The organism is Streptomyces sp. NPDC058195 (genome assembly GCF_042883525.1).
Taxonomy (GTDB): domain Bacteria; phylum Actinomycetota; class Actinomycetes; order Streptomycetales; family Streptomycetaceae; genus Streptomyces.
The window spans coordinates 24,602-49,091 of record NZ_JBHVVM010000008.1; the positions used below are offsets into that span (position 1 = coordinate 24,602).

Annotated in this window: 26 protein-coding genes; 14 read left to right on the plus strand and 12 right to left on the minus strand. The window is 71.5% G+C overall.

Annotated features, from left to right (window positions below):
* Positions 1–58: 58 nt before the first annotated feature.
* On the plus strand, positions 59–862 hold the full coding sequence (locus ACFVWY_RS12455) for an AzlC family ABC transporter permease (protein WP_389870422.1): 804 nt from the start codon (positions 59–61) through the stop codon (positions 860–862).
* Positions 859–1,170 carry an AzlD domain-containing protein gene (locus ACFVWY_RS12460; protein WP_389870425.1) on the plus strand — a complete coding sequence of 104 codons (312 nt, stop codon included), beginning with the start codon at positions 859–861 and terminating at the stop codon, positions 1,168–1,170. Before ACFVWY_RS12455 ends, ACFVWY_RS12460 begins: the two co-directional genes overlap by 4 nt.
* 40 nt (positions 1,171–1,210) lie before the next feature.
* On the opposite strand, the gene ACFVWY_RS12465 is transcribed toward ACFVWY_RS12460, so the two are convergent.
* Positions 1,211–2,125 carry a hypothetical protein gene (locus ACFVWY_RS12465; protein WP_389870427.1) on the minus strand — a complete coding sequence of 305 codons (915 nt, stop codon included), beginning with the start codon at positions 2,123–2,125 and terminating at the stop codon, positions 1,211–1,213.
* A gap of 79 nt (positions 2,126–2,204) precedes the next feature.
* On the opposite strand from ACFVWY_RS12465, the gene ACFVWY_RS12470 reads away from it, so the two are divergent.
* The 4 genes from ACFVWY_RS12470 (at position 2,205) to recX (ending at position 5,817) form a co-directional block, all read left to right on the plus strand.
* Positions 2,205–2,399 (plus strand): DUF3046 domain-containing protein, encoded by a 195-nt coding sequence (locus ACFVWY_RS12470; protein WP_389870430.1) that lies wholly within the window; start codon positions 2,205–2,207, stop codon positions 2,397–2,399.
* Between the two features lie 183 nt (positions 2,400–2,582).
* Positions 2,583–3,767, plus strand: coding sequence for an AI-2E family transporter (locus ACFVWY_RS12475; protein ID WP_389870432.1), 1,185 nt, complete (start codon positions 2,583–2,585; stop codon positions 3,765–3,767).
* Between the two features lie 198 nt (positions 3,768–3,965).
* Positions 3,966–5,087: a recombinase RecA gene (gene recA, locus ACFVWY_RS12480; protein ID WP_389870434.1), complete on the plus strand. Its 1,122-nt coding sequence runs from the start codon at positions 3,966–3,968 to the stop codon at positions 5,085–5,087.
* Positions 5,088–5,097: 10 nt separating this feature from the next.
* Positions 5,098–5,817: a recombination regulator RecX gene (recX, locus tag ACFVWY_RS12485; protein ID WP_389870436.1), complete on the plus strand. Its 720-nt coding sequence runs from the start codon at positions 5,098–5,100 to the stop codon at positions 5,815–5,817.
* Positions 5,818–5,911: 94 nt separating this feature from the next.
* On the opposite strand, the gene ACFVWY_RS12490 is transcribed toward recX, so the two are convergent.
* From ACFVWY_RS12490 to ACFVWY_RS12530, 9 genes are all read right to left on the minus strand, one after another.
* Positions 5,912–6,571: a hypothetical protein gene (locus ACFVWY_RS12490; protein ID WP_389870438.1), complete on the minus strand. Its 660-nt coding sequence runs from the start codon at positions 6,569–6,571 to the stop codon at positions 5,912–5,914.
* Positions 6,572–6,908: 337 nt separating this feature from the next.
* Entirely contained in the window at positions 6,909–7,322 is a 414-nt protein-coding gene (locus tag ACFVWY_RS12495; RefSeq protein WP_389870439.1) for a rhodanese-like domain-containing protein, read from the minus strand.
* Positions 7,319–7,951 carry a cysteine dioxygenase gene (locus ACFVWY_RS12500; RefSeq protein ID WP_389870441.1) on the minus strand — a complete coding sequence of 211 codons (633 nt, stop codon included), beginning with the start codon at positions 7,949–7,951 and terminating at the stop codon, positions 7,319–7,321. Before ACFVWY_RS12500 ends, ACFVWY_RS12495 begins: the two co-directional genes overlap by 4 nt.
* Positions 7,952–8,053: 102 nt before the next feature.
* Positions 8,054–8,140, minus strand: a complete 87-nt coding sequence (locus tag ACFVWY_RS12505; protein WP_311605579.1) for a putative leader peptide — start codon at positions 8,138–8,140, stop codon at positions 8,054–8,056.
* A 32-nt stretch (positions 8,141–8,172) separates the two neighbouring features.
* Positions 8,173–9,786: an FAD-dependent monooxygenase gene (locus ACFVWY_RS12510; protein ID WP_389870442.1), complete on the minus strand. Its 1,614-nt coding sequence runs from the start codon at positions 9,784–9,786 to the stop codon at positions 8,173–8,175.
* 227 nt (positions 9,787–10,013) lie between these two features.
* Positions 10,014–10,913 carry an amino acid ABC transporter permease gene (locus ACFVWY_RS12515; protein ID WP_389870444.1) on the minus strand — a complete coding sequence of 300 codons (900 nt, stop codon included), beginning with the start codon at positions 10,911–10,913 and terminating at the stop codon, positions 10,014–10,016.
* On the minus strand, positions 10,910–11,575 hold the full coding sequence (locus tag ACFVWY_RS12520) for an amino acid ABC transporter permease (RefSeq protein WP_389870446.1): 666 nt from the start codon (positions 11,573–11,575) through the stop codon (positions 10,910–10,912). Before ACFVWY_RS12520 ends, ACFVWY_RS12515 begins: the two co-directional genes overlap by 4 nt.
* A 75-nt stretch (positions 11,576–11,650) precedes the next feature.
* Positions 11,651–12,484 carry a glutamate ABC transporter substrate-binding protein gene (locus ACFVWY_RS12525; protein WP_389870448.1) on the minus strand — a complete coding sequence of 278 codons (834 nt, stop codon included), beginning with the start codon at positions 12,482–12,484 and terminating at the stop codon, positions 11,651–11,653.
* Between the two features lie 69 nt (positions 12,485–12,553).
* Positions 12,554–13,339, minus strand: coding sequence for an amino acid ABC transporter ATP-binding protein (locus tag ACFVWY_RS12530; RefSeq protein ID WP_376685062.1), 786 nt, complete (start codon positions 13,337–13,339; stop codon positions 12,554–12,556).
* 359 nt (positions 13,340–13,698) lie between these two features.
* Between ACFVWY_RS12530 and ACFVWY_RS12535 the strand changes: the two genes are divergently transcribed.
* Together ACFVWY_RS12535 and ACFVWY_RS12540 are read left to right on the plus strand one after the other, a co-directional pair.
* On the plus strand, positions 13,699–14,391 hold the full coding sequence (locus ACFVWY_RS12535) for a response regulator transcription factor (protein WP_389870449.1): 693 nt from the start codon (positions 13,699–13,701) through the stop codon (positions 14,389–14,391).
* A 15-nt stretch (positions 14,392–14,406) separates the two neighbouring features.
* On the plus strand, positions 14,407–15,801 hold the full coding sequence (locus ACFVWY_RS12540) for an ATP-binding protein (protein WP_389870450.1): 1,395 nt from the start codon (positions 14,407–14,409) through the stop codon (positions 15,799–15,801).
* Between the two features lie 6 nt (positions 15,802–15,807).
* Here ACFVWY_RS12540 and ACFVWY_RS12545 read toward each other — a convergent pair whose 3' ends face one another.
* On the minus strand, positions 15,808–16,806 hold the full coding sequence (locus ACFVWY_RS12545; RefSeq protein WP_389870909.1) for a TAXI family TRAP transporter solute-binding subunit: 999 nt from the start codon (positions 16,804–16,806) through the stop codon (positions 15,808–15,810).
* 130 nt (positions 16,807–16,936) lie between these two features.
* On the opposite strand from ACFVWY_RS12545, the gene miaB reads away from it, so the two are divergent.
* Together miaB and ACFVWY_RS12555 are read left to right on the plus strand one after the other, a co-directional pair.
* Positions 16,937–18,430 carry a tRNA (N6-isopentenyl adenosine(37)-C2)-methylthiotransferase MiaB gene (gene miaB / locus ACFVWY_RS12550; RefSeq protein WP_389870912.1) on the plus strand — a complete coding sequence of 498 codons (1,494 nt, stop codon included), beginning with the start codon at positions 16,937–16,939 and terminating at the stop codon, positions 18,428–18,430.
* 52 nt (positions 18,431–18,482) lie between these two features.
* The gene (locus ACFVWY_RS12555) at positions 18,483–19,226 is read left to right on the plus strand and encodes a class III extradiol dioxygenase subunit B-like domain-containing protein (protein ID WP_389870452.1); all 744 of its coding nucleotides are present in this window, start codon (positions 18,483–18,485) and stop codon (positions 19,224–19,226) included.
* Between the two features lie 81 nt (positions 19,227–19,307).
* Here ACFVWY_RS12555 and ACFVWY_RS12560 read toward each other — a convergent pair whose 3' ends face one another.
* A complete protein-coding gene (locus ACFVWY_RS12560) occupies positions 19,308–19,544 on the minus strand; it encodes an antitoxin (protein ID WP_389870454.1) in 237 nt (78 codons plus the stop codon).
* Between the two features lie 182 nt (positions 19,545–19,726).
* On the opposite strand from ACFVWY_RS12560, the gene miaA reads away from it, so the two are divergent.
* The 4 genes from miaA (at position 19,727) to ACFVWY_RS12580 (ending at position 24,490) form a co-directional block, all read left to right on the plus strand.
* Positions 19,727–20,665 carry a tRNA (adenosine(37)-N6)-dimethylallyltransferase MiaA gene (miaA, locus tag ACFVWY_RS12565; RefSeq protein ID WP_389870457.1) on the plus strand — a complete coding sequence of 313 codons (939 nt, stop codon included), beginning with the start codon at positions 19,727–19,729 and terminating at the stop codon, positions 20,663–20,665.
* 107 nt (positions 20,666–20,772) lie between these two features.
* A complete protein-coding gene (locus ACFVWY_RS12570; RefSeq protein WP_389870914.1) occupies positions 20,773–21,210 on the plus strand; it encodes a hypothetical protein in 438 nt (145 codons plus the stop codon).
* A gap of 76 nt (positions 21,211–21,286) precedes the next feature.
* The gene (dapF, locus tag ACFVWY_RS12575) at positions 21,287–22,159 is read left to right on the plus strand and encodes a diaminopimelate epimerase (RefSeq protein ID WP_389870460.1); all 873 of its coding nucleotides are present in this window, start codon (positions 21,287–21,289) and stop codon (positions 22,157–22,159) included.
* A gap of 189 nt (positions 22,160–22,348) precedes the next feature.
* Complete coding sequence (locus ACFVWY_RS12580) at positions 22,349–24,490, plus strand: RelA/SpoT family protein (protein ID WP_389870463.1); 2,142 nt, start codon at positions 22,349–22,351, stop codon at positions 24,488–24,490.

A 24,490-nucleotide genomic window follows, 5' to 3' on the forward strand; every position in this document is an offset into this window, starting at 1 on the left:
AACGGCCCCGACCGTCCTGGGCGACCCGTCGGCGCGCCGCCCGCGTAACGTTCGAGGGGTGGCAGATCAGACAATATTTCCAGGCCGGGGCGGAGCGTCGGCCGCTGTACCGGAGCCCGGCACCCCCGGCCCCGGACCCGGGCCGGACCCGGGCGCGGCGAAGCCGGACGCGGCAGTCGTCCGTGACGCACTCGGCGTCGGCATAGCCGTCGGGCTCTCCGGCTTCGCCTTCGGCGTGACCTCGGCCGGAGCCGGACTGACCCTGTGGCAGACCTGCGCGCTCAGCCTCGCGGTCTTCACCGGGGCCTCGCAGTTCGCGCTGGTCGGCGCCCTTGCCGCAGGCGGCAACCCGTACACCGCGGCCGCCGGTGCGTTCTTCCTCGGCGTGCGCAACTCGTTCTACGGACTGCGGCTCTCGCAGCTGCTGGCGCTCCCGAAGGCGCTCCGCCCCTTCGCCGCCCAGTGGGTCATCGACGAGACGACCGCCGTGACGCTCGCGCAGCCGACCCGGCGGGCGGCCCGCATCGGCTTCGCCGTCACCGGACTGACCCTGTACGTCCTGTGGAACCTGACGACGCTGCTGGGAGCCCTCGGAGCCGAGGCGCTCGGCGACACCGACGCCTGGGGGCTGGACGCGGCATCGCCCGCGGTCTTCCTCGCCCTGCTCGCGCCGATGCTGAAGAGCACCACCGAACGCGTCACCGCGGGGATCGCGGTGCTGCTCGCGCTCGGCCTGCTGCCCGTTCTGCCCGCCGGTGTCCCCGTCCTGCTGTCCGCGCTCGCCGCACCCGCCGTCCTCTTCCTGAGCGGACGCCGTGCGCGCACCGCCCGGGGGCAGGCCACCGAGAAGGAGGACCGGTGAACGTCTGGATCGCCATCGTGCTGACGGCCGTGGGCTGCTACCTGGCCAAACTGATCGGTCTGCTGGTCCCCGCCGGTCTGCTGGAACGCCCGCTCACCCAGCGGCTCGCGGCGCTCCTGCCCGTAGCCCTGCTCGCCGCCCTCACCGCGCAGCAGACCTTCGGCGACGGCCAGCATCTGGCGCTGGACGCCAGGGCGGCCGGGCTCGCGGCGGCGGCGGTCGCCCTGGTCCTGCGCGCCCCGTTCCTGGTGATCGTGGGCGCCGCGGTGATCGTCACCGCCGGGGTACGCGCCCTCGGCCAGGCGTAGTGACCGCGGGCGTCGCCGGCGGACGGGACCGGCGGCGGGCTCAGCCGAGGCTCCGCCCGTGGGCGCGCAGCGTCAGAAGGGCCCGGAGGGTCACGAGGGGCCGTCCTTCCAGCGCGGTGCCCGGGGCCCACTGCCGCCAGGTGACCGGCCAGCCGCCGTCCGCCTGCTGCTCGGCCGCGAGGTGGTCGAGCGAGAGGGACAGCTCCTCGTCGGTGAACCAGCGCCGGGCGAGGGAGTCGGGCGTACGGACGTAGTCGTACGGAAAGTGCTGCTCCCCCGGCGCGTAACCGGCAGCCACCGGGTACTCCGCCCGCCGTTGCGGGTCCAGCACCACGAGCCGCTGGTCCCGCACCAGCCGCCCGAGCCGGTCTGCCGCCACCTCCGCCCGCGCCCGGTCCGGGGCGCCGTCCAGGAAGGCGAGCGCCGCCTCGATCTCGTACGGATGAGAGCGCTCCAGCGCCTCCACCGCGGCCCAGCAGAAGTCGGTGGCCCGGAAGAGCCAGGCGTGCCAGACCGCGTTGCGGTGCAGCAGCCCGACGACGGGGCCGGTGGTCAGCAGCTCCGCGGGAGGGTGGTCGACGATCGGGATGAAGGGGGCGGCGGGATAGCCGCGCTGCGTCGGCAGCAGCGCCGGAAGCGCGCCCTCCTTGGTCGACACCTCGGTGAGGAAGCGGCAGATCCGTTCCACCCGCAGTCCGTCGCAGCGCCCGATCGAATCCAGCACATTCAGCGCGTGCGCGGTGTGCAGCGGCTGACTGACGGGGCCGCGCAGATCGGGTTCGAGCCCGTGCCCGTAACCGCCGTCCTCGTTCAGATAGGCCGCCAGTGCGGTCTCCACGGCGTCCGCGCCGCCTTCCAGGAAGTGATGAGCGAACCGCCGCTGCTCCAGGACACGGGCCGTGAGCCAGATGAACTGCTCGGCACGATTGAGGGGACTTGTTCCGGTTCCAGCCATGGACCGACCGTAGGGCGGTAAGCGCTCTCGGCAAGACGGAGCGGCCGGGCTGCACTCTCAGGAGCGGGATACTGAGGTCATGCGGTTGACGATTTTCTGGGATCGGATGGCGGACCACTTCGGCGAGGCGTACGCCGACTCCTTCGCACGCGATCATGTGATGGCCGAGCTCGGCGGGCAGACCGTGCACCAGGCGCTGGCCTCGGGATGGGAGACCAAGGACGTCTGGCGCGGTGTCTGCGCCGCGGTCGGCATCCCCGCCGACCAGCGCTGACCCCGGCTGTTCCGCGGCCGGGCCTGTGCCGTTGCCCGGGGCGGGCGGCTGTTCGTCATCGCGGTGGGTGAGACTGGACGCGTGGCACCGACAGACGAGACAGCACAGACCCGGCCGACTTCCACCCCACCCGTCCCGCCCGCCGGACCTTCCGGCGGGCCGACCGGCGGCGGGTCGGCGCGCATGCCCGTGTGGCTGCCGCGCGCCATGGTGCTCGCCCTGGCGCTCTACGCCTGCTACCGGCTCGGCAGCTGGGCGTTCGACCAGCTCATCGGCCTGCTGATCAACGTCCTGATCGCGTTCTTCCTGGCGCTCGCCATCGAGCCCGCGGTGAGCCGGATGGCGGCGCGAGGCATGCGCCGCGGCCTCGCCACCTTCCTGGTCTTCCTCGGGGTGATGATCGCCGGGGTGGGCTTCGTCGTGCTGCTCGGCTCGATGCTCGCGGGCCAGATCGTCGACATGGTCGAGGAGTTCCCGAAGTATCTGGACTCGGTGATCAACTGGGTCAACCAGACCTTCCGTACCGACCTCTCCCGGGTTGAGGTCCAGGACAGCCTGATCCACTCCGACTGGCTGCAGAAGTACGTCCAGAACAGTGCGACCGGGGTGCTCGACATCTCCACCACTGTGCTGGGCGGGCTGTTCCGGCTGCTGACGATCTCCCTGTTCTCCTTCTACTTCGCGGCCGACGGCCCCAGGCTGCGGCGGGGCCTGTGCTCCGTGCTGCCGCCCGCCCGCCAGGCCGAGGTCCTGCGGGCCTGGGAGATCGCGGTCGACAAGACAGGCGGCTACCTCTACTCGCGCGGCCTGATGGCCCTCATCTCCGGGATCGCGCACTACATCCTGCTGGTGATCCTCGGGGTGCCCTACGCGCCCGCGCTGGCCGTCTGGGTCGGGCTCGTCTCCCAGTTCATCCCGACGATCGGTACGTACCTGGCGGGCGCCCTGCCCATGCTGATCGCGTTCACCGTCGACCCCTGGTACGCGCTGTGGGTGCTCGGCTTCGTCGTGGTCTACCAGCAGTTCGAGAACTACGCCCTGCAGCCCAAGCTCACCTCCAGGACCGTCGACATCCATCCCGCGGTCGCCTTCGGGTCGGTCATCGCGGGCACGGCGCTGATGGGTGCCGTGGGCGCGCTGATCGCGATTCCGGCCGTCGCTACGCTCCAGGCCTTCCTCGGCGCGTACGTGAAGCGTTACGACGTCACGGACGACCCGCGGATGCACGGCAGGGGCAGCAGGCGTCGTGGTGAGCCGTTGCTCACACGGCTGCGCCGTTCGTGGCGGGCTCCGGGGAGCGAGGAGAGCGCAGAGGCCGCGCACGGTGAGGGCGCAGCCAGGGGCCGGGAGGTCCCGGAGAGCGCCTGACCGGAGAGCCCGGCGGGGCGGCGTGGTGCGCTTGACACTAAAATCGAACATCCATTCTCATGGGATTCCGGGCCGGGTGTTCCCGGGCCCGACCGCGGAGTTATCCACAGGCCGGGAGGACGTCGAGGCCCATTGTCAGTGGCAGGGGTTAGCGTCTTTGACGTGAAGCGATCGACTCAAGCAAATCGGGTGGAACCCATGGCAGGAACCGACCGCGAGAAGGCGCTGGACGCCGCACTCGCACAGATTGAACGGCAATTCGGCAAGGGCGCGGTGATGCGCCTCGGCGAGCGGCCGAACGAGCCCATCGAAGTGATCCCCACCGGGTCGACCGCCCTGGACGTGGCTCTCGGCGTCGGCGGCCTGCCGCGCGGCCGCGTGGTGGAGGTGTACGGGCCGGAGTCCTCCGGCAAGACGACGCTGACGCTCCACGCGGTGGCGAACGCGCAGAAGCTGGGCGGCTCGGTCGCCTTCATCGACGCGGAGCACGCCCTCGACCCCGAGTACGCGAAGAAGCTCGGCGTCGACATCGACAACCTCATCCTGTCCCAGCCGGACAACGGCGAGCAGGCCCTGGAGATCGTGGACATGCTGGTCCGCTCCGGTGCCCTCGACCTGATCGTCATCGACTCCGTCGCCGCGCTTGTGCCGCGTGCGGAGATCGAGGGCGAGATGGGTGACTCGCACGTGGGTCTGCAGGCCCGTCTGATGAGCCAGGCGCTCCGCAAGATCACCAGCGCGCTCAACCAGTCCAAGACCACCGCGATCTTCATCAACCAGCTGCGCGAGAAGATCGGTGTGATGTTCGGCTCGCCGGAGACCACGACCGGTGGCCGGGCGCTCAAGTTCTACGCCTCGGTGCGCCTCGACATCCGCCGGATCGAGACGCTGAAGGACGGCACCGACGCCGTCGGCAACCGCACCCGCGTCAAGATCGTCAAGAACAAGGTCGCGCCGCCCTTCAAGCAGGCCGAGTTCGACATCCTCTACGGCCAGGGCATCAGCCGTGAGGGCGGCCTGATCGACATGGGTGTGGAGCACGGCTTCGTCCGCAAGGCGGGAGCTTGGTACACCTACGAGGGTGACCAGCTCGGCCAGGGCAAGGAGAACGCCCGTAACTTCCTCAAGGACAACCCCGATCTCGCCAACGAGATCGAGAAGAAGATCCTGGTGAAGCTGGGCATCGGCGTCAGGCCCGAGGACGCCGAGTCCGGTGCGGACGCGGCGGCCGGTGCGGCGGCTCCGGCCGACAGCGCGAAGACGGCGACCGCTCCGGCCGGCAAGACCAAGCCGGCCAAGACCGCGGCGGCCAAGAGCTAGGGCCTGCGCCGTGACACGTCGTACGGAGTGGCTGGTCGGCGCCGGTGGCCGTCCCACCGGTCCCGGTCCCGGCCTTCCCACCGGGCACACGGCCGAGCCCGACGGCGCGTACGAGCCGAAGGGCGCGTACGAGCCGGAGGCCGGGTGCGGCGAGGGGGCGGACCGTGAAGCCCGCTCCCGCACCAGAAGCAGCGGCTCCCCTTCCTCGTCGAGGGCCGGGAAAGGGGAGCCGCGAGACCCGGTCGAGCAGGCGCGGAACATCTGCCTGCGGCTGCTCACCGGAACGCCCCGCACCCGCAAGCAGCTCGCGGACGCCCTGCGCAAGCGGGAGATCCCGGACGAGGCGGCCGAGGAAGTCCTCTCGCGCTTCGAGGACGTCGGGCTGATCGACGACGCGGCGTTCGCGGACGCCTGGGTGGAGTCCCGGCACCACGGCCGGGGCCTGGCCCGCCGGGCTCTCGTCCGGGAACTGCGCACCAAGGGGGTGGACGCCACGGTCATCGACGAGGCGGTCGGGCAGCTGGACTCCGAGCAGGAGGAGGCGACCGCCCGGGAGCTGGTCGTGCGCAAGCTGCGGTCCACCCGTGGCCTGGACCGTGACAAGCGGTTGCGTCGACTGGCGGGCATGCTCGCGCGCAAGGGATACGGGGAGGGTATGGCCCTGCGCGTGGTGCGGCAGGCGCTTGAGGAGGAGGGCGAGGATACGGAAGGGCTGGACGAGCCCTTCTGACCAGATGCGCCGCCCGGCCGTGAGGGGGACGCGGGTGGTGCGGGGGACGGAGGGCCGGGGGCGCAGGAGGAGCGTTGAGGGGGAGCGGCGGTGATCATTGCCCGGCGCGGGCGGCACGGGCGACGGTGGCGTCGATCAGGGCGAGCGCGTCCGCGGCGGTGCGGCCGGGGCAGCGGTTCCAGGGGCCGATCAGCCCGGTCCAGCCCTGGGCGCGGAGTTCCGTGATGAGCCAGGCACCGGCCCGGTCCACGGTGTCGAGGGAGCCGTAGCCCAGACGGTGTGCGGTGAGGAGGGCGCCGCAGACACACCGTGCGCCACGGGCGTTGCGGAGCCGGTACGGGGTGTTCTGCCAGCCCCACTCGGTCAGGATCTGCCGTGCGTGGGCGAGATGGACGGAGGGCCGCACGTCGGGCTGGCCGATGCGTCGCCAGGAGTGGAGCCGGTCGGGGAGCATCGCGCCCAGGCGGCCGGGCAGCGGTCGTTCGCGCTGCGCGGCCGAGGGCAGGGCGCGGACGGAGTCGGCGATGAGCTGGTCGACCGGGACGGACAGCAGGTCGCGCCAGTCGGCAGGGCGGTGGTGCGGCACGAGCGGCTGCGCCGGACCGGGGGAGAACGGGTGCTTGGGTTCGGGCGCCGTGATGTCCCAGCCGCTGACGATCTGCTGCCAGGCCTCGGTGTCATGGAGGCGGGCGGCGTGGGCGTCCAGCTGGCCGGGGGTGAGGGGAAGGACGGGAGTGGGGGCGGGGGTCGGCATGGGTGCGTGGTCTCCGTCATGTCGGTCCTTGGTGTTGAGGTGAATGTCGGCCGGGGGCGGGGACCACTCCACCGCAGCGAGGCGTTCGGGTGTGTCGGCGCGGATCAGGGGGAACCGCCGACGGCAAATGGGGGTAGGACGTGACCCAAGCGGGCGGGCCGGGCGTGGGGACGGGCCGGGCCTCAGGGGCCCGGCCCGTCCGGCCGCCTACCGGTGCTCACGCACCAGCTCCTGCGTACCGGTGTTCACGGCTCCTGCTCACCGGTCCTCACGCACCGGTTCCTGCCCGCCGGTCTTCACGTTCGGTCTGACGCGTCGGCGCTCGCGCACCGCGGCCTCACGCCTCGGCGACGGGCAGTCCTGCCGCGCGCCAGGCCTGGAAGCCGCCGGTCAGGTCCGTCGCCCGGTGCAGGCCCAGCCGGTGCAAGGAGGCGACGGCGAGGCTCGACGCGTACCCCTCGTTGCAGATGATCACGATCGGGAGATCGTGGCTCACCGCCTGCCGGGCCCGGTGGCTGCCCTGCGGATCGAGCCGCCACTCCAGCTCGTTGCGCTCGACGACCAGGGCGCCCGGGATCAGCCCGTCCCGTTCCCTCAGCTCCGCGTACCGGATGTCCACGAGCAGCGCACCGTCCGCGGCGGCGGCCGCCGCCTCCCGCGCGCCAACCCTGACGAACCCGGACCGGACCTGTTCCAGCAGCTCGTCGATCCCGATGGGCTTCGTGCCGTCCTGTCGGCCGTCGTCGTTCATCGCCAGTCCTCCGGCTGCTCGATCCGCTCCAGCCGGAGCAGGTCGCCTGTGCGGCTGTAGCGCCGGATCCGTGGCAGCGGCGGATAGTAGGCGTGGACGGACACGGCGTGCTCCGCGGCGGACTCGTTCAGCACCTCATGGACGTGATGGCGGCCGAATGCGCGCCCCTGGCCGGTGGCCAACTCCCGTGAGCGGTCGATGCCTTCGGTCAGTTCCAGGGTCTTCCAGCCATCTGTGGGCAGCCGGGCCGCCAGTGACCGTTCCCTGAGGGTGCCCGCCGCGGTGGTGAAGGCGCCGATCGAGTCGGCGTGGTCGTGCCAGCCGGTGCCGGTGCCCGGAGGCCAGCCGATCAGCCAGGCCTCGCTGCCGCCGGGGCCGTCGAGCTGCACCCAGGTGCGGCCCTCGGGGTCGAGGGGGAGCGAGGCCACGAGCGCGGGGTCGGCGGCGACGCGGCGGACGAAGCCGAGCAGCTCCGCAGCCGTCGGCCCGGCACCGGCGTCGGCATGAGAACCGGCCTCGGCACGAGAACCGGCGTCGGCCACATCGGTCGCAGGGGCGGAGGCAGGTGCGGGGGCAGAGACAGGCCCGGAGGCGGAGGCTGAGGCGACCGCGGAGGCGGACGCGGGCATGGCTACGGAAGGTGACACAGAGGCAGACACAGAAACCGTCCTGAGGGTTCGCGAGGACGCCCGCCCGTACGGCAGCGCGTACGGCGGAGCGGGAAAGGCGATTCAGCAGGACGGACGACACACGCAGCCCGCATAGCGGACCAGGTCCATATGGACCCTCCGCCACAGGCGCACATCGGTGTCGGTCACGTTCCGGAGTACACCATGTGCGTCCGCGGCGGTCAATTGACGTTCGCGGTCCGGTCAGAACGGACGGAACCGGCCGCCTCCCCGCCCCGTACCGCCTCCGCCACCGCGGCGAGCTCCCGGGGTTGTACCCCGCCGAACGACGCCACGAGGTGGCCGTCCGGCCGCACCAGCAGAACCGTGTGGGCCGATGCCCCCGGGTAACTCTCGGTCACCAGCAGCTCCCCCTTCATCGGCAGCGCGTCGACCGCCTCGACCAGGCGGGGCATGACACCGGCCGTCATCCAGTGGCGCCGGTCCCACACTCCGGTGCCGGGCGCCACCAGCACCACCAGCAGCCGCCCCCGCCCCAGCCGTTCCCTCAGCCGCGCCGTCGTGCCGTCGGGAGCCGTGACCCGTACATCGGTCACCGGCGCACCAGGGGGCGTACTCACAGAGACGTGCGCCTCCGTGCGCGCGGGCGCGAGCGGCGAGTGGGAGTACGAAGGGGCCGCACCGAGAGGACCGCACCCCAGATGTCCGTCCGTCAGCAGCGAGTCGTGACCCCGCGAGCTCCCCGGGACCAGGGTCCGCAGCCCTTTGCCGCCGCGCAGTACCGGCAGCGACTGGTCCGCGGCGCGCAGCCGGGCGGCGACCGCGGCACGGCGCTCGGCCTGATAGCTGTCGAGCAGTACGTCGGAGGCGCCGTGGTGCCAGGCCTGGGCCAGTTTCCAGGCCAGGTTCTCGACGTCCCGCAGCCCTTCGTCGAGCCCCTGGGTGCCCAGCGCTCCCAGCAGATGCGCGGCGTCCCCGGCGAGAAAGGCCCGGTCGGCCCGCCAGCGCAGGGCGAGCCGGTGGTGCAGCGTGTACACGCCCGTGTCCAGCAGCTCGTACGGCGGTGTCTCGCCGCACCAGCCCGCCAGAGTGTCCCGGACCCGGGTGATCAGGGCGTCCGGCGTGACCAGTTCCCCGCGCGGCGGAAGCAGCCAGTCCAGCCGCCAGAGGCCGTCCGGCAGCGGTCGCGCCGTCACCTCGGCACCGCCGCCCCGCCACGGGGGCAACCGGTGCAGTACGGCCTGTCCCGGCCAGGGGAGCTCGGTGCGCAGCGCCGCGACGGCGTGCCGCTCCACCGCCGTACGTCCCGGGAACCGGATGTCGAGGAGCTTGCGCACGGTGGACCGGGCGCCGTCGCAGCCCACCAGGTAGCTCCCGCGCCACCAGGTCGCGCCGGGCTCCCTGGTGTGGACCGTGACCCCGGTCGCGTCCTGCTCCAGCTTGTCGATCCGGCCGTAGGGCGCCACCTGGACCAGCTCCTGCGCGGTGACCGCGTCCCGCAGTCCGCGCGTCAGGACGTGCTGCGGCAGGTGGACGGGGGCCGGGAGCCGGTCGCCCTCGGGGGCGTCCTCGCCGAGCGCCAGCTCACGTACCACCTGCTTGCGGCGCATGGACCGCCACCCCGACCAGCGCGCGCCCTCCTGCCCCAGCGCCTTGCCGCCCAGCCGTTCCACCAGCGCCGCGGTGTCCTCGCGCAGCACGATGGTGCGGGCGGGCCGGGTCTCGTCCTTGCCCGGGTCCTCGTCGAGCAGCACACAGCGCACCCCCTGCGCCGCGAGCGCCAGCGACAGCGCGAGGCCGACCGGCCCGGCGCCGACGACAATCACCGGGTCCACGGGGCGGCTCCTCGGATCCGTACGGACGGCGCCGGGGGCGCGGGCGGAAGTGGCGCGGGGCCTGAAGGACCGGTGGGCGGCGGCGGAAGCGTGGCGGCGGGGGCGGGGGGCGCGATCACAGAACGTATGCAACCTACTGCCGGTGCCCGCGTCAAGCGACACCGGGCAGCGCAGAGGGGCGGCGGCCGACCGGCCACCGCCCCTCGGGCACAGCATGCGACGTAACGTCAGGCGGACTGTCCGTCCTGGACGATGAGCGAGGGCTCACCGACCGTCGGGGATGCGCCCCCCGGCGCGGTGCCCCTGCTCTTCTTCGCGCGCCGGAGCCACCGCTCCAGCCAACTCGCGAAGGAGGTGAGCGCGAAGTTCAGCAGCACGAAGATCACCGCGACGATCGTGAAGCACGCGATGGTGTTGGCACCGTAGTTCGCGCTCATCGGGCGGACCGACGCCAGCAGCTCGCTGAAGGTCATCATGGCGCCGCCGAGCGCGGTGTCCTTCATGATGACGACGAGCTGGCTGACGATCGCCGGCAGCATCGCCGTCACCGCCTGCGGCAGCAGCACGGACATCATGATCTGGCTCTTGCGCATGCCGAGCGCCTTGGCGGCCTCCGCCTGGCCCTTCGGCAGGGTTTCGATCCCGGCCCGCACGATCTCGGCGAGCACCGAGAAGTTGTACAGCACCAGGCCGGTCACCACGGCGTACAGCGGACGCACATCGGTGTCGATGGTGGTGTACTCCGCGTACACCGCGTTCGCGACGATCATCAGGATGAGCACCGGGACGGCGCGGAAGAGCTCCACGACGAATCCGGCCGGAACCCTCACCCAGCGATGGTCCGACAGCCGGCCGACACCGAACAGGGCACCCAGCGGCAGTGCGATGAGCAGAGCGAAGAACGCCGCCTTGAGCGTGTTCTGCAGCCCCGGCCAGATGTACGTCTCCCACGGCTGGATGCTGGTGAAGAAGGGCTTCCACTTGATCCAGTCGAGCTGGTGCTTCTCGTCCAGACTGGTGTACACCCACCACAGCAGGGCGGCGGCGCCCAGCACGAACAGCGCGGTGTAGAGGATGTTGCGCTGCTTGGCGCGCGGCCCCTGGGCGTCGTAGAGGACGGAACTCATCGCTTCACCGCCACCTTCTTGCTCACCCAGCCGAGGATCAGGCCGGTCGGGAGGGTCAGGACGACGAAGCCCAGCGCGAAGACCAGCGAGATCAGGATCAGCTGGGCCTCGTTCTCGATCATGTCCTTCATCAGGTACGAGGCCTCGGCGACCCCGATCGCGGAGGCGACGGTGGTGTTCTTCGTCAGCGCGATCAGCACGTTGGACAACGGGTTGACCACCGCACGGAACGCCTGGGGAAGAATGATCAGCCGCAGTACCTGGGTGAAGCTCAGCCCGAGTGCGCGCGCCGCCTCGGCCTGGCCGACCGGCACCGTGTTGATGCCGGAGCGCAGCGCCTCGCAGACGAAGGCGGCGGTGTAGGCGACCATGGCGAGCACGGCCAGCCGGAAGTTGATGGTGTCGGTGTCGTCGCCGCCGAGCGCGACGCCCAGCGTCTGGTACAGGCCGAGCGACGAGAACACGATGATCACGGTCAGCGGAACGTTCCGGACCACGTTCACGTACGCGGTGGCGAAGCCGCGCATCAGGGGGACCGGGCTGACCTTCATTCCGGCCAGCAGCGTTCCCCATATCAGGGCGCCGAGGGCGGAGAGCACGGTGAGTTGCACCGTCACCCAGAAGGCCCCCAGCAGGTCATAACCTTCAAGAAAGTCGAACACGATCTCCCGCGCTTCCGCGTGTCGGAGGGCACGGCGCGCCGCCGCTCAGGGGCGGCGCGCCCGGTCAGCCCTGCATCACTTGACGACGTTGCCGATCTTCGGGGCGGGCTCGTTCTTGTAGTTCGCCGGGCCGAAGTTGTCCTTCACGGCCTTGTCCCACGCACCGTCCGAGACCATCTTGGTGAGCGCGTCGTTGATCTTCTTCTTGAGGTCGGCGTCGCCCTTCTTCAGGCCGATGCCGTAGTTCTCGTTGGTCATCTTGAAGCCGGCCAGCTTGAACTTGCCCTGGAACTCCTTCTGCGAGGCGTAGCCCGCCAGGATGCTGTCATCGGTCGTCAGGGCGTCGATGACCTTGTTCTCCAGGCCGGTCAGGCACTCCGAGTAGCCGCCGTACGTCTGGAGGTCGGCCTTCGGGGCCAGCTTGTCCTTGACGTTCTGGGCCGAGGTCGAGCCGGCGACCGAGCACAGCTTCTTGTTGTTCAGGTCGGCCGGGGACTTGATCGAGGAGTCGTCGGCGCGGACGAGGATGTCCTGGTGGGCGAGGAGGTACGGGCCCGCGAAGTCGACCTTCTGCAGACGCTCGTCGTTGATCGAGTAGGAGGCGGCGATGAACTTCACGTCACCGCGGTCGATCGCGGTCTCGCGGTCGGCGCTCTTGGTCTCCTTGAAGACGATGTCCTTGGCGTCGTAGCCGAGTTCCTTGGCGACGTACGTGGCGACGTCGACGTCGAAGCCGACGTACTTGCCGTCGGGGGTCTTCAGGCCGATGCCGGGCTGGTCGATCTTGATGCCGATCGTGATCTTCTTGCTGTCGCCCGAGCCTCCCTCCTTGTCGGAGCCACAGGCGGTGGCGGTGACGGCGAGGGCGAGCACGGCGGCCGAGGCGGCGGTGACCTTACGAAGCTGCATGGTGGATTTCCCTAGGGTTGACGCGATGTGGGTGATCAGCCGGTGCGGGCCCGGTGGGCGCGGGAGCGATCAGTGGTGCAGGATCTTCGAGAGGAAGTCCTTGGCCCGGTCACTGCGCGGGTTGCTGAAGAACTGGTCGGGCGTGGCCTCTTCGACGATCTTTCCGTCGGCCATGAAGACGACCCGGTTCGCGGCCGAACGCGCGAAGCCCATCTCATGGGTGACGACGACCATCGTCATGCCGTCCCGCGCGAGCTGCTGCATGACCTCCAGCACCTCGTTGATCATCTCCGGGTCGAGTGCCGACGTCGGCTCGTCGAAGAGGATCACCTTCGGGTCCATCGCCAACGCCCGTGCGATGGCCACACGTTGCTGCTGGCCGCCGGAGAGCTGGGCGGGGTACTTGTCGGCCTGTGTGGCCACCCCCACCCGCTCAAGCAGCGAACGGGCCTTCTCCTCGGCGGCCTTCTTGTCCGTCTTGCGGACCTTGATCTGGCCCAGCATCACGTTCTCGAGCACCGTCTTGTGCGCGAAGAGATTGAACGACTGGAAGACCATGCCGACATCGGCACGCAGCTTCGCCAGCTCCCTGCCCTCCTGGGGCAGCGGCTTGCCGTCGATCGTGATGGCGCCCGAGTCGATCGTCTCCAAGCGGTTGATCGTGCGGCACAGTGTGGACTTCCCGGACCCGGAGGGTCCGATGACGACCACGACCTCGCCACGGGCGATAGTCAGATCGATGTCCTGGAGCACATGCAGCGCGCCGAAGTGCTTGTTGATGTTGCTCAGTACGACCAGGTCGTCCGCCGCGGGCGCGGCGTCCTCGGCGCCCTTCGTGACTGAAACTCCGCTCATCGGCTTCTTGCTCCGTCCTCCTCGGTTGGAAGGACCATAGGGAGGCAGTGCTACCACCGTCATTACATCTGAGCGGAAATTGAGGATAACAATGAGGATAACGATCCGGGGGCGGGCGGCCACGCGGCGTGAAGGAGCGGCCCGCGGCGGCGCCCCGGGCGTACCGGCTGGATAACAGATGGCCGGAAGCGGTGGGCGGCTCTTGACTGGGCGGCCCTCCATCAGCGTGGATGCCCTGGTACGTCCTGCCGTGAAACACCCCGGTACGGGGAAGTGACGAGGAACGTACCGGGACCGCACCGATCATCCGCCGACGCCCGTCAGCACCCCGTGCACCGGCATACCTGGAGGAGGAGGCCATGAGACTGCTGCTCGTCGAGGACGACAACCACGTCGCGGCGGCCCTCTCCGCCATCCTGGCCCGGCACGGCTTCCGGGTCGTGCACGCGCGCAGCGGCGAGGAGGCGCTCCAGGCGCTGCTGCCCGCCGAGACGGAGCCGTTCGGTGTGGTGCTCCTCGACCTCGGCCTGCCCGACCAGGACGGCTACGAGGTGTGCGGGAAGATCCGCAAGCGCACCACCACCCCGGTCATCATGGTGACCGCCCGCTCCGACGTGCGCTCGCGCATCCACGGCCTCAACCTCGGCGCCGACGACTACGTGGTCAAGCCGTACGACACCGGCGAGCTCCTCGCCCGCATCCACGCCGTCAGCCGGCGCAAGGCGAGCGGCGAGGACACCGCCTCGACACCGGTCGCCGCACTGCGCCTGGGCCCTGTGCAGATCGAGCTGCCGACCCGCCGGGTCAGCGTCGACGGGGTCGAAGTCCAGCTCACCCGCAAGGAGTTCGATCTGCTCGCGCTGCTCGCCCAGCGCCCCGGCGTGGTGTTCCGCCGGGAGCAGATCATCAGCGAGGTCTGGCGTACGAGCTGGGAGGGCACCGGGCGCACGCTGGAAGTGCACGTCGCCTCCCTGCGCTCCAAGCTGCGGCTGCCCGCACTGATCGAGACGGTGCGCGGGGTCGGCTACCGGCTCGTCGCCCCGCCCGCGTAGAGGCGTACGGCCCAGGTGCGCACCCGGCTCCTTCCCCTGCTCATCGTGCTCATGGCGAGCGTGCTGCTCGCCCTCGGCTTCCCGCTGGCCGGAAGTGTGGCGGTGTCCCAGCAGCAGAGCGTCGTCATCGACCGCATCGACGACACGGCGCGCTTCGCCGCGCTCGCGCAGTTCATCACCGAACGCGGGGCCGGGTACGACGAACGCCGCCGTACCCTGCGCAACGAACTCGACACCTACGCCGCGGTCTACGGCATTCGCGCCGGGGTCTTCTACCGCGACGACTCCGCCATGGCCAAGGCACCCGCCGACTGGCAGCTCCCGATCGAGGGGGAGGGACGCGAGGCGTTCAAGGAGGCCCTGCTCGGGCGGCGCAGCCACGATCCGCCGCAGGTCTGGCCGTGGCAGGACGGCCGGGTCGTGGTCGCCTCACCCGTCGTACGGGACGGCGATGTCGTCGCCGTCGTGGTCCTCGACTCGCCCACCGGCGAACTGCGCGCCCACACCCTGCGCGGCTGGCTGGTGATCGCGGTGGGCGAGGCGGTCGCGATGCTGGTGGCGGTGGGTGCCGCGATACGGCTCACCGGCTGGGTGCTGCTGCCGGTGCGGACCCTGGACGCGGCCACCCACGACATCGCCAGCGGGCGGATGCGCTCGCGGGTGGTGTCCTCCGGCGGGCCGCCGGAGCTCAGACGGCTGGCCCGGTCGTTCAACGAGATGGCGGACAACGTCGAGGACGTGCTGGAGCAGCAGCGCGCCTTCGTGGCCGACGCCTCGCACCAGCTGCGCAACCCCCTCGCCGCGCTGCTGCTGCGGATCGAGCTCCTCGCGCTCGAACTGCCCGAGGACAACGAGGAGATCGCCTCGGTACGCACCGAGGGCAAGCGCCTGGCCCAGGTCCTGGACGACCTGCTCGATCTGGCGCTGGCCGAGCACGCGGCGGCCGATCTCCAGCTCACGGACATCGGCGCGCTCACCGCGGAGCGCGTCGCGTCCTGGCGGCCGCTCGCCGAGGAGAGGGGTGTGCGGCTGCGGGCGGACGGTTCGTCCGCGGTGACCGCCTGGACGGACCCCATCGCGCTGTCCAGCGCCCTGGACGCGATCATCGACAACGCCCTGAAGTTCACCCCCGCGAAGGAGGAGGTCGTCGTCACGGTCTCCTCCAGTCCCGACGACGTCATGGTCGTCGTGGCCGACCGCGGCCCCGGCCTCACCGCACAGGAGATGGAACGCATCGGCGACCGCTTCTGGCGCAGCGCCCGCCACCAGAACATCCAGGGATCCGGCCTCGGGCTCTCCATCGCCCAGGCGCTCCTGACGGCGGGCGGCGGTTCCGTCGGCTACGAGGCCCACGAGCCGCACGGGCTGCGCGTGACGGTCACGGCGCCCCGCAACGGCCCGCGGGGCTGAGCCGGATCAGGGCTTGACGGAGCGGTAGTAGCGGCTGGCGCCCTCGTGCAGCGGCAGCGGATCGGTGTAGATCGCCGTGCGCAGGTCCACCAGCTGCGCCGCGTGCACCTCGCGCCCGATCCGGTCGCGGCTGTCGATCACGGTCCGGGTGAACGCCTCGGTCAGCGCCGGATCCGACCGTTCCGTGGTCACCAGTACGTTGGCCACCGCCACCGTCGGCACCGCCTGGCCCTGCTGCACCGTCCGGTACGCGTCGGCGGGCATGGTGGCCGAACGGTAGTAGCGCGCGGAGCCGCCCGCCGCCTGGAGCTCCTCGACCAGCGCGGCCTCCAGCGGCACCAGCCGGATCGCGAACCGGTTCGACAGTTCCTGCACGGCGGTGGTGGGCAGTCCGCCGGACCAGAAGAAGGCCTCCAGCCGCCCGCTCTCCAGCTCCGCGGGCATGGTGTCGATGCCCGAGGGGACCGGGGTCACGTCGTGCGCGGGATCGAGCCCCGCCGCCGTCATCAGCCGGTCGGCGACCAGCCGGACCCCCGAACCGCGCTGCCCCACCCCGACCCGCTTGCCGCGCAGGTCGGCGACCTTGCGCACGCCGGAGTCGCGTGGCACGACCAGCTGTATGTAGTCGTCGTACAGCCGCACACAGCCCCGCAGCCGGTCGGCGCCGGGCTTGTCGCCGCGCAGGTAGGTGGCGAGGGCGTCGGCGGTGGCGATGGTGAAATCGGCCTTGCCGGTCGCCACCCGCGCGATGTTCTGCTGTGAGCCCTCGCTGGTCTGCAGGCGTATCGACACCTTGGGCAGGTCCCTGGCGAGGTCCCCCATGAGGCGCTCGCCGTAGCGCTGGTAGACGCCGCTGCGTACGCCGGTGCTGAAGGTCAGCGTGCCGGTCGGCGCGGGCGTCCCGAACGGCGACACCCACCACAGCAGCAACCCGGACACCACGGCGACGGCGGCGCACACCTGGAGAACACGTCGTCCGCCGACGCGGGAGAGGGCCTGGAGCATGGCGCGATCCTGCCAGTCCGCCACCGCGATGACCAGGGCTGCCGCCCCGGCGGTCGGGTATCCCACACGGGGCTCCCGGCGCAGCCCTTACCCTGGACGGGTGAGCGGCAACGACGTGGCTGGTGGAGTAGTGGACGGTTTGAGAACGTACGAGGTGCGCACCTACGGGTGCCAGATGAACGTCCACGACTCCGAGCGGCTGTCGGGGCTGCTGGAGGGCGCCGGTTACGTACGCGCCGCCGAGGGCTCCGACGGCGACGCCGACGTCGTCGTCTTCAACACCTGCGCGGTCCGGGAGAACGCCGACAACAAGCTCTACGGCAACCTCGGACGGCTCGCCCCGATGAAGACCAGGCGTCCCGGCATGCAGATCGCCGTCGGCGGCTGCCTGGCGCAGAAGGACCGCGACACCATCGTCCAGCGCGCCCCCTGGGTCGACGTCGTCTTCGGCACGCACAACATCGGCAAGCTGCCCGTCCTGCTGGAGCGCGCCCGCGTCCAGGAGGAGGCGCAGATCGAGATCGCCGAGTCCCTGGAGGCGTTCCCCTCCACGCTCCCCACCCGGCGCGAATCCGCCTACGCGGCGTGGGTCTCGATCTCCGTCGGCTGCAACAACACCTGCACCTTCTGCATCGTCCCCGCGCTGCGCGGCAAGGAGAAGGACCGCCGCACCGGCGACATCCTCGCCGAGATCGAGGCCCTGGTCGCCGAGGGCGTCTCGGAGATCACCCTGCTCGGCCAGAACGTCAACGCGTACGGTTCCGACATCGGCGACCGCGAGGCGTTCTCCAAGCTGCTCCGCGCCTGCGGGAAGATCGAGGGACTGGAGCGGGTCCGCTTCACCTCGCCGCACCCCCGCGACTTCACGGACGACGTGATCGCCGCGATGGCCGAGACCCCCAACGTGATGCCGCAGCTCCACATGCCGCTGCAGTCGGGCTCCGACACCGTCCTGCGGGCGATGCGCCGCTCCTACCGGCAGGAACGCTTCCTGGGCATCATCGAGAAGGTGCGCGCCGCGATGCCGGACGCCGCCATCTCCACCGACATCATCGTGGGCTTCCCCGGCGAGACCGAGGAGGACTTCGAGCAGACCATGCACACGGTCCGCGAGGCGCGGTTCGCCAACGCCTTCACCTTCCAGTACTCCAAGCGCCCCGGGACGCCCGCCGCCGAGATGGAGGGACAGATCCCCAAGGAGGTCGTGCAGGAGCGCTACATGCGCCTGTCGGCTCTTCAGGAGGAGATCTCCTGGGAGGAGAACAAGAAGCAGGTCGGCCGGACGCTGGAGATCATGGTCGCGGAGGGCGAGGGCCGCAAGGACGGCGCCACCCACCGTCTCTCCGGCCGCGCCCCCGACAACCGTCTGGTCCACTTCACCAAGCCGGAGACGGAGGTGCGGCCCGGCGACGTGGTGACCGTCGAGATCACCTACGCCGCCCCCCACCACCTGCTCGCCGAGGGCGTGCCGGCCGCCGTGCGGCGGACCCGTGCCGGGGACGCCTGGGAGAAGCGCAACGCCGCCGAGGCGGCCAGGCCGGCCGGTGTGATGCTCGGCCTGCCGGGCATCGGTGCACCCGCGCCGCTGCCCGCGGCCGCGGCGCCCGGCTGCGGCTGCGACTGACCTCGCCGGACGCGGCGGCGGAGCTTCGGGGCCACGCAGTACGCTGCCCTCCATGCTTGTCGCCGCCGCAGTCTGCCCCTGCCCGCCCCTGCTGGTACCCGAGGTCGCCGCCGGTGCCGCGCCCGAGCTCGACGCCGTGCGGGACGCCTGCGCCGAGGCCCTCGGTGTGCTGGCCGCCGCCCGGCCCGAGCTGCTGGTCGTGGTCGGGCCCGCGGATCCGCCGGGACGCGGTCCGCACGCGGAAGGGGCCACCGGCAGCTTCCGGGGCTTCGGCGTCGACCTAGGCGTACGGCTCGGGCGCGCCACCGGCCCGGCGGCGGGGGACTCTGCGGAGAAGAGCCCGGAGGCGGGCGACGCGCTGCCGCCGTCCCTCGCGGTCGGTGCCTGGCTGCTGTCCCGCGCGGGGTGGACGGACGCGCCGGTCGAGGCCCTGGGCGTGGGGGAGCAGCTGGAGACCGGCCGCTGCGTGGACGCGGGGCGGAACCTGGCCGTCCGTGCGGACCGGGTCGCGCTGCTCGTGATGGGCGACGGCAGTGCCTGCCGCACGCTGAAGGCCCCCGGCTATCTGGACGAGCGCGCCGAGGCGTTCGACTCGGCCGCAGCCCGTGCGCTGGGCGAGGCGGATCCCGAGGCGCTGATCGCGCTGGACGCGGTGCTGGCGTACGAACTCAAGGCGGCGGGCCGGGCGCCCTGGCAGGTGCTCGCGGGCGCGGCGCGGGGGACCGCCCTGACGGGGCGGCTGCTGCGCGAAGAGGCACCGTACGGAGTGAACTACCTGGTCGCGGCCTGGTCCTGAGTCCATGGGGCCGGGGAACGCCCCGGCGGACGGCGGGGGTGAACGCCGCCGGGCCGTCCTCCGGTCCCGTGCGGCTCGCGGTCAGGAGGCGGGCGGCGTACCGCCCTCGTTCTTGTGGGCCAGGCGCTCGACCGCGTCCTTGGCCTTCCGCGCGCCGGACTCGATCTTTCCGCTGTACTTGCCCTTGGTCTTTTCGTCGGCCGTCCGTGCGGCCTTGTCGAGCCCCTGGTCGATCTTGTCGCTGTGCTGATGCGCGAGTTCGCCGACCTTTTCCCTGGCGGGGCCCAGCTTCGCCTTCAACGTGTCCAGGAAGCCCATCGGGCACCTTCTCTGCTGGGGGACCACGGTCGAGTGCTTCTCCGGAACTGTGAGAAAACACCCGTATGCACTTTGGATTCTACTGGTGTGCGCAGGTGAACGCGCCATCCGGAAGTTCTGGGAGGGAGCGGAGGAAGCTCACTCGTTCGGGAAGCGGCCCGAAGGTTTGCGAGACTGTGGCGGTGAGAAGCTCAGCTCCCGCCCCGCGGGTCATCACCGTCGTCGGCCCCACGGCGGCCGGCAAGTCCGATCTGGGGGTCTTCCTCGCCCAGCAGCTCGACGGCGAGGTGGTCAACGCCGACTCCATGCAGCTCTACCGCGGCATGGACATCGGCACCGCGAAGCTGACCCTGGCCGAGCGCGGCTCCGTCCCGCATCACCTGCTGGACGTCTGGGACGTCACCCAGGCCGCCAGTGTCGCCGAGTACCAGCGGCTGGCCCGTGCCGAGATCGACCGGCTGCTCGCCGCGGGCCGCACTCCCGTTCTGGTCGGCGGCTCCGGCCTCTACGTGAAGGGCGCCATCGACGCCCTGGAGTTCCCCGGTACGGACCCGCGGGTCCGGGCCGCGCTGGAGGCGGAACTGGCCGAACACGGCTCCGGTGCCCTGCACGCCCGCCTCGTCGCCGCCGACCCCGAAGCGGGCCGCGCCATTCTGCCGGGCAACGGCCGCCGCATCGTCCGGGCCCTCGAAGTCATCGAGATCACCGGTAAACCCTTCACCGCGAACCTCCCCGGCGACGAGCCGGTCTACGACACCGTGCAGATCGGCGTCGACGTGGCCCGCCCCGAGCTCGACGAGCGGATCACCCTGCGGGTCGACCGCATGTGGGCCGCCGGACTCGTGGACGAGGTCAGGGCGCTGGAGGCGCGGGGCCTGCGCGAGGGGCGGACCGCCTCCAGGGCCCTGGGCTACCAGCAGGTGCTCGACGCGCTGGCCGGGGAGTGCACCGAGGAGGAGGCACGGGCCAAGACCGTCCGCGCCACCAAGCGGTTCGCCCGCCGCCAGGACTCGTGGTTCCGCCGCGACCCGCGGGTCCACTGGCTGAGCGGCGCCGCCGAGGACCGCGGGGAACTCCCGGGCCAGGCGCTGGCGTTGGTCGAACGAGCGGTTACAGCCTGATCACGTGATGGCATCGGGAAGCTCTGCCCGTCATTTCGGTGCCCCGGAGCGTGCCATCATCGAGCATCGATCGACCAGTGGAGTCCGAGTTGGGAGGGCGCGTGGCGATGGAGGCCGGCCCTCGCGACACAGAGCAGGACGCGCCGGACGCGTTGCACGGAGCGGATCGTCTGAGCCCCGACGGGCCGGACGAGCTCGAAGTGACCCCTGAGGTCGAGGTCGAGCTGCGGCCCGCGCGGCGGCTGCGCATCTGGCAGCTCGCCCCGATCGTCATGCTCGCCGCGGTGGGCTCGCTGATGTTCGCCTTCCCGCTCGCCTTCGAGTTCGGCGACGGCGGCGCGGTCGTGGCCATGCTGGGCCTCCTGATCAGCTGCTGCGCCGCGGGCTGGGGCATGATGGCCGCCCGCCGGGTGGGCTACACCTGGCCGGGTCTGCCGCAGCGGGGATCAGGCGAGCGGTCCGACTGGCGGGTGATCGCCCTGTACGTGGTCGCCTGCGGCACGCTGGTCGCGCTGGCGATCTGGCGCGTGGCCCGGCTGCGCTGACCGGCGCCACGGCCCCCACCGGGGATCCGGCGGCCCGGCCCGGGCACAGGCCGCCTCCGTTTCGTACAGTTGCTCTGTGAGCACCTCGCAGATCGCCTTCCTCAAGGGTCACGGCACCGAGAACGACTTCGTGATCATCCCCGACCCGGACAACGCCCTCGACCTGCCCGCGTCCGCGGTCGCCCGGCTCTGCGACCGCCGCGCCGGTATCGGCGGCGACGGCCTGCTGCGCGTCGTGCGGTCCGCCGCTCACCCGGAGGCGCGGGGCATGGCGGACGAGGCCGAGTGGTTCATGGACTACCGCAACGCCGACGGTTCGATCGCCGAGATGTGCGGCAACGGCGTGCGAGTCTTCGCCGGCTACCTCCAGCGCGCCGGACACGCCGGGGCGGGCGACCTCGCCGTGGCGACCCGGGGCGGTGTGAAGCGGGTCCACATCGCCAAGGACGGCGCCATCACGGTCTCCATGGGGCGCGCGCTGCTGTCCGAGGACGGGGTCACGGTCAGCCTCGACGGCCGCAGCTGGGCCGCCCGCAACGTGAACATGGGCAACCCCCACGCGGTCGCCTTCGTCGAGGACCTGGCGCACGCCGGGGACCTGCTCTCCGTGCCGCCCTTCAGCCCCGCGGCGGTCTACCCCGAGGGCGTGAACATCGAATTCGTGGTGGACCGCGGGCCGCGCCACGTCGCCATGCGGGTGCACGAGCGCGGCTCCGGCGAGACCCGCTCCTGCGGCACGGGCGCCTGCGCCGTGGCCGTCGCCGCGGCCCGGCGGGACGGCGCCGACCCCGCGCTGACCGGTACCCCCGTCACGTACACCGTCGACCTGCCCGGCGGCACGCTCGTGATCACCGAGCGGCCCGACGGCGAGATCGAGATGACCGGCCCGGCCGAGATCGTTGCCGAGGGCCGTCTCGACCCCGCCTGGTCCGAGACGCTGACCAGCTAGCAGACGGCGCGCGCGGGCCCGGTCCGGACCACACGACGGCCCGTGAAGCTTCGCTCGAATGGGTGATCCGTTTCACGCTGGGCGAGAGCGGCACTCCGCCACGTGGTGGGCTCGATAGCATCAAGCACCGGCCCGGAGGCGCGACCGCGCCCTCCCACCGCCGGTCGACGTCGCCGGAGGTGCCCACCCATGAGTGCAGAGGCCGCCAGCCCAGGTGCTCCCATCCGCAGACGGGCTCGTCCCCGGATCGACCTGCGCAGGCTCGGCCGCGTCGCCCTGCGCGGCCCCGCCTCCCGCGACCGCCTTCCCGACGCCATCGGCCATGTGGCCGAGACCCACCGGGCCCACCACCCGGACGCCGACCTCTCGATCCTGCACCGGGCGTACGTACTCGCCGAGTCCTCGCACCGCGGCCAGATGCGCAAGAGCGGCGAGCCGTACATCACGCACCCGCTCGCGGTCACACTGATCCTCGCCCAGCTCGGCGCCGAGACGACGACGCTCACCGCCTCGCTCCTCCACGACACCGTCGAGGACACCGATGTGACCCTCGATCAGGTCCAGGAGCAGTTCGGGGACGAGGTCCGCTATCTCGTCGACGGCGTCACCAAGCTGGAGAAGGTCGACTACGGGGCGGCCGCCGAACCGGAGACCTTCCGCAAGATGCTGGTCGCCACCGGCGACGACGTCCGGGTCATGTCGATCAAACTCGCCGACCGGCTGCACAACATGCGCACCCTCGGCGTGATGCGCCCCGAGAAACAGGCCAGGATCGCCAAGGTCACCCGCGACGTACTGATCCCGCTGGCCGAACGGCTCGGCGTGCAGGCACTCAAGACCGAGCTGGAGGACCTGGTCTTCGCCATCCTCCACCCCGAGGAGTACGAGCGGACGCGCGCGCTGATCGCCGCCGCGACGGCCCGTCAGGACGGGTCCGCGACGGCCCGTCAGGACCCGCTCACCGCCATCACCGGACATGTCACGGCGGTGCTGCGGGAGGCCGGAATCACGGCCGACGTCCTCATCCGGCCGCGCCACTTCGTCTCCGTGCACCGCGTCGGCGTCAAGCGCGGCGAACTGCGCGGCACCGACTTCGGCCGACTGCTGGTGCTCGTCGGCGAGGACGCCGACTGCTACGCCGTGCTCGGCGAGCTGCACACCTGTTTCACGCCGGTGATCTCCGAGTTCAAGGACTTCATCGCCGCCCCCAAGTTCAACCTGTACCAGTCCCTGCACACCGCTGTCGTCGGCGCGGACGGGGCGGTCGCCGAGATCCTCATCCGCACCCACCGCATGCACAAGGTCGCCGAGGCCGGGGTCATCGCCCTCGGCAATCCGTACGCCTCCGACGGCACCCCCGCACCCCAGGCCACCGAACCCGCCGACGGGGAGCGCGCCGACCCCACCCGCCCCGGCTGGCTCTCGCGGCTCCTCGAATGGCAGCAGTCCGCCCCGGACCCCGACACCTTCTGGACCACGCTCCGCGCCGACCTCGCCCAGGACCGTGAGATCACGGTCTTCCGGACCGACGGCGGCACGCTCGGGCTGCCCGCCGGAGCCAGCTGTGTCGACGCCGCCTACGCGCAGCACGGTGACGCGGCCCACCACTGCATCGGCGCCCGGGTCAACGGCCGTCTGGCCACCCTCGGCACCGTGCTCCACGACGGCGACACCGTCCAGCCGCTGCTCGCCGAGGACGCCGCGTCCGGCCCCTCGCCCGACTGGCTCGACCATGCCCGCACTCCCGCCGCCCGCATCGCCATCAGCGGCTGGCTGGACACCCACCCCGAGGACACCCGGAGCCCGCACGGCGGCCGTCCCGCACGGACCGGGACCGGACAGCCGCCGCACAGCCACGCCAGGACCGCCTCCGCCGAACCCGCCGGTACCGCGCCCACCGTGACCGGGCGGCCGGACGCTCCCGTACGACTGGCGGGCTGCTGCACCCCCGTGCCCCCCGACGCCATCACCGGATTCGTCGTGCACGGCGGCACGGTCACCGTGCACCGCCCGGCGTGCTCCACCGTCACCCGGATGCGGTCCGCCGGACGGACACCGGTCGCGGTGAGCTGGGGCGAGGCCACCGAGTGCCGGGTGACCCTGGTCGCCGAGTCCTTCGGACGCCCCCGGCTCCTCGCCGACCTCACCGAAGCGATCGCCACCGCGGAAGCCGCGATCATCTCCGCCACCGTGGAGCCCCCCAGCCAGCAGCGGGTCCGCCACACCTACACCCTGCAGCTGCCTGACGCGGCCGGACTGCCCGCCCTGATGCGCGCCATGCGCGAGGTGCCCGGGGTGTACGACGTGAGCCGCGCCCACCGCCCTGTCTGA

What these genes read in the sequence shown, in the direction of transcription:
- ACFVWY_RS12465 (WP_389870427.1), bottom strand. Translation starts at nt 2,125, where the DNA reads ATGGCTGGAACCGGAACAAGTCCCCTCAATCGTGCCGAGCAGTTCATC.
- ACFVWY_RS12470 (WP_389870430.1), top strand. Translation starts at nt 2,205, where the DNA reads ATGCGGTTGACGATTTTCTGGGATCGGATGGCGGACCACTTCGGCGAG.
- ACFVWY_RS12475 (WP_389870432.1), top strand. Translation starts at nt 2,583, where the DNA reads ATGCCCGTGTGGCTGCCGCGCGCCATGGTGCTCGCCCTGGCGCTCTAC.
- recA (WP_389870434.1), top strand. Translation starts at nt 3,966, where the DNA reads ATGGCAGGAACCGACCGCGAGAAGGCGCTGGACGCCGCACTCGCACAG.
- ACFVWY_RS12490 (WP_389870438.1), bottom strand. Translation starts at nt 6,571, where the DNA reads ATGCCGACCCCCGCCCCCACTCCCGTCCTTCCCCTCACCCCCGGCCAG.
- ACFVWY_RS12495 (WP_389870439.1), bottom strand. Translation starts at nt 7,322, where the DNA reads ATGAACGACGACGGCCGACAGGACGGCACGAAGCCCATCGGGATCGAC.
- ACFVWY_RS12500 (WP_389870441.1), bottom strand. Translation starts at nt 7,951, where the DNA reads ATGCCCGCGTCCGCCTCCGCGGTCGCCTCAGCCTCCGCCTCCGGGCCT.
- ACFVWY_RS12515 (WP_389870444.1), bottom strand. Translation starts at nt 10,913, where the DNA reads ATGAGTTCCGTCCTCTACGACGCCCAGGGGCCGCGCGCCAAGCAGCGC.
- ACFVWY_RS12525 (WP_389870448.1), bottom strand. Translation starts at nt 12,484, where the DNA reads ATGCAGCTTCGTAAGGTCACCGCCGCCTCGGCCGCCGTGCTCGCCCTC.
- ACFVWY_RS12530 (WP_376685062.1), bottom strand. Translation starts at nt 13,339, where the DNA reads ATGAGCGGAGTTTCAGTCACGAAGGGCGCCGAGGACGCCGCGCCCGCG.
- ACFVWY_RS12535 (WP_389870449.1), top strand. Translation starts at nt 13,699, where the DNA reads ATGAGACTGCTGCTCGTCGAGGACGACAACCACGTCGCGGCGGCCCTC.
- ACFVWY_RS12545 (WP_389870909.1), bottom strand. Translation starts at nt 16,806, where the DNA reads ATGCTCCAGGCCCTCTCCCGCGTCGGCGGACGACGTGTTCTCCAGGTG.
- ACFVWY_RS12555 (WP_389870452.1), top strand. Translation starts at nt 18,483, where the DNA reads ATGCTTGTCGCCGCCGCAGTCTGCCCCTGCCCGCCCCTGCTGGTACCC.
- ACFVWY_RS12560 (WP_389870454.1), bottom strand. Translation starts at nt 19,544, where the DNA reads ATGGGCTTCCTGGACACGTTGAAGGCGAAGCTGGGCCCCGCCAGGGAA.
- ACFVWY_RS12570 (WP_389870914.1), top strand. Translation starts at nt 20,773, where the DNA reads ATGGAGGCCGGCCCTCGCGACACAGAGCAGGACGCGCCGGACGCGTTG.
- ACFVWY_RS12580 (WP_389870463.1), top strand. Translation starts at nt 22,349, where the DNA reads ATGAGTGCAGAGGCCGCCAGCCCAGGTGCTCCCATCCGCAGACGGGCT.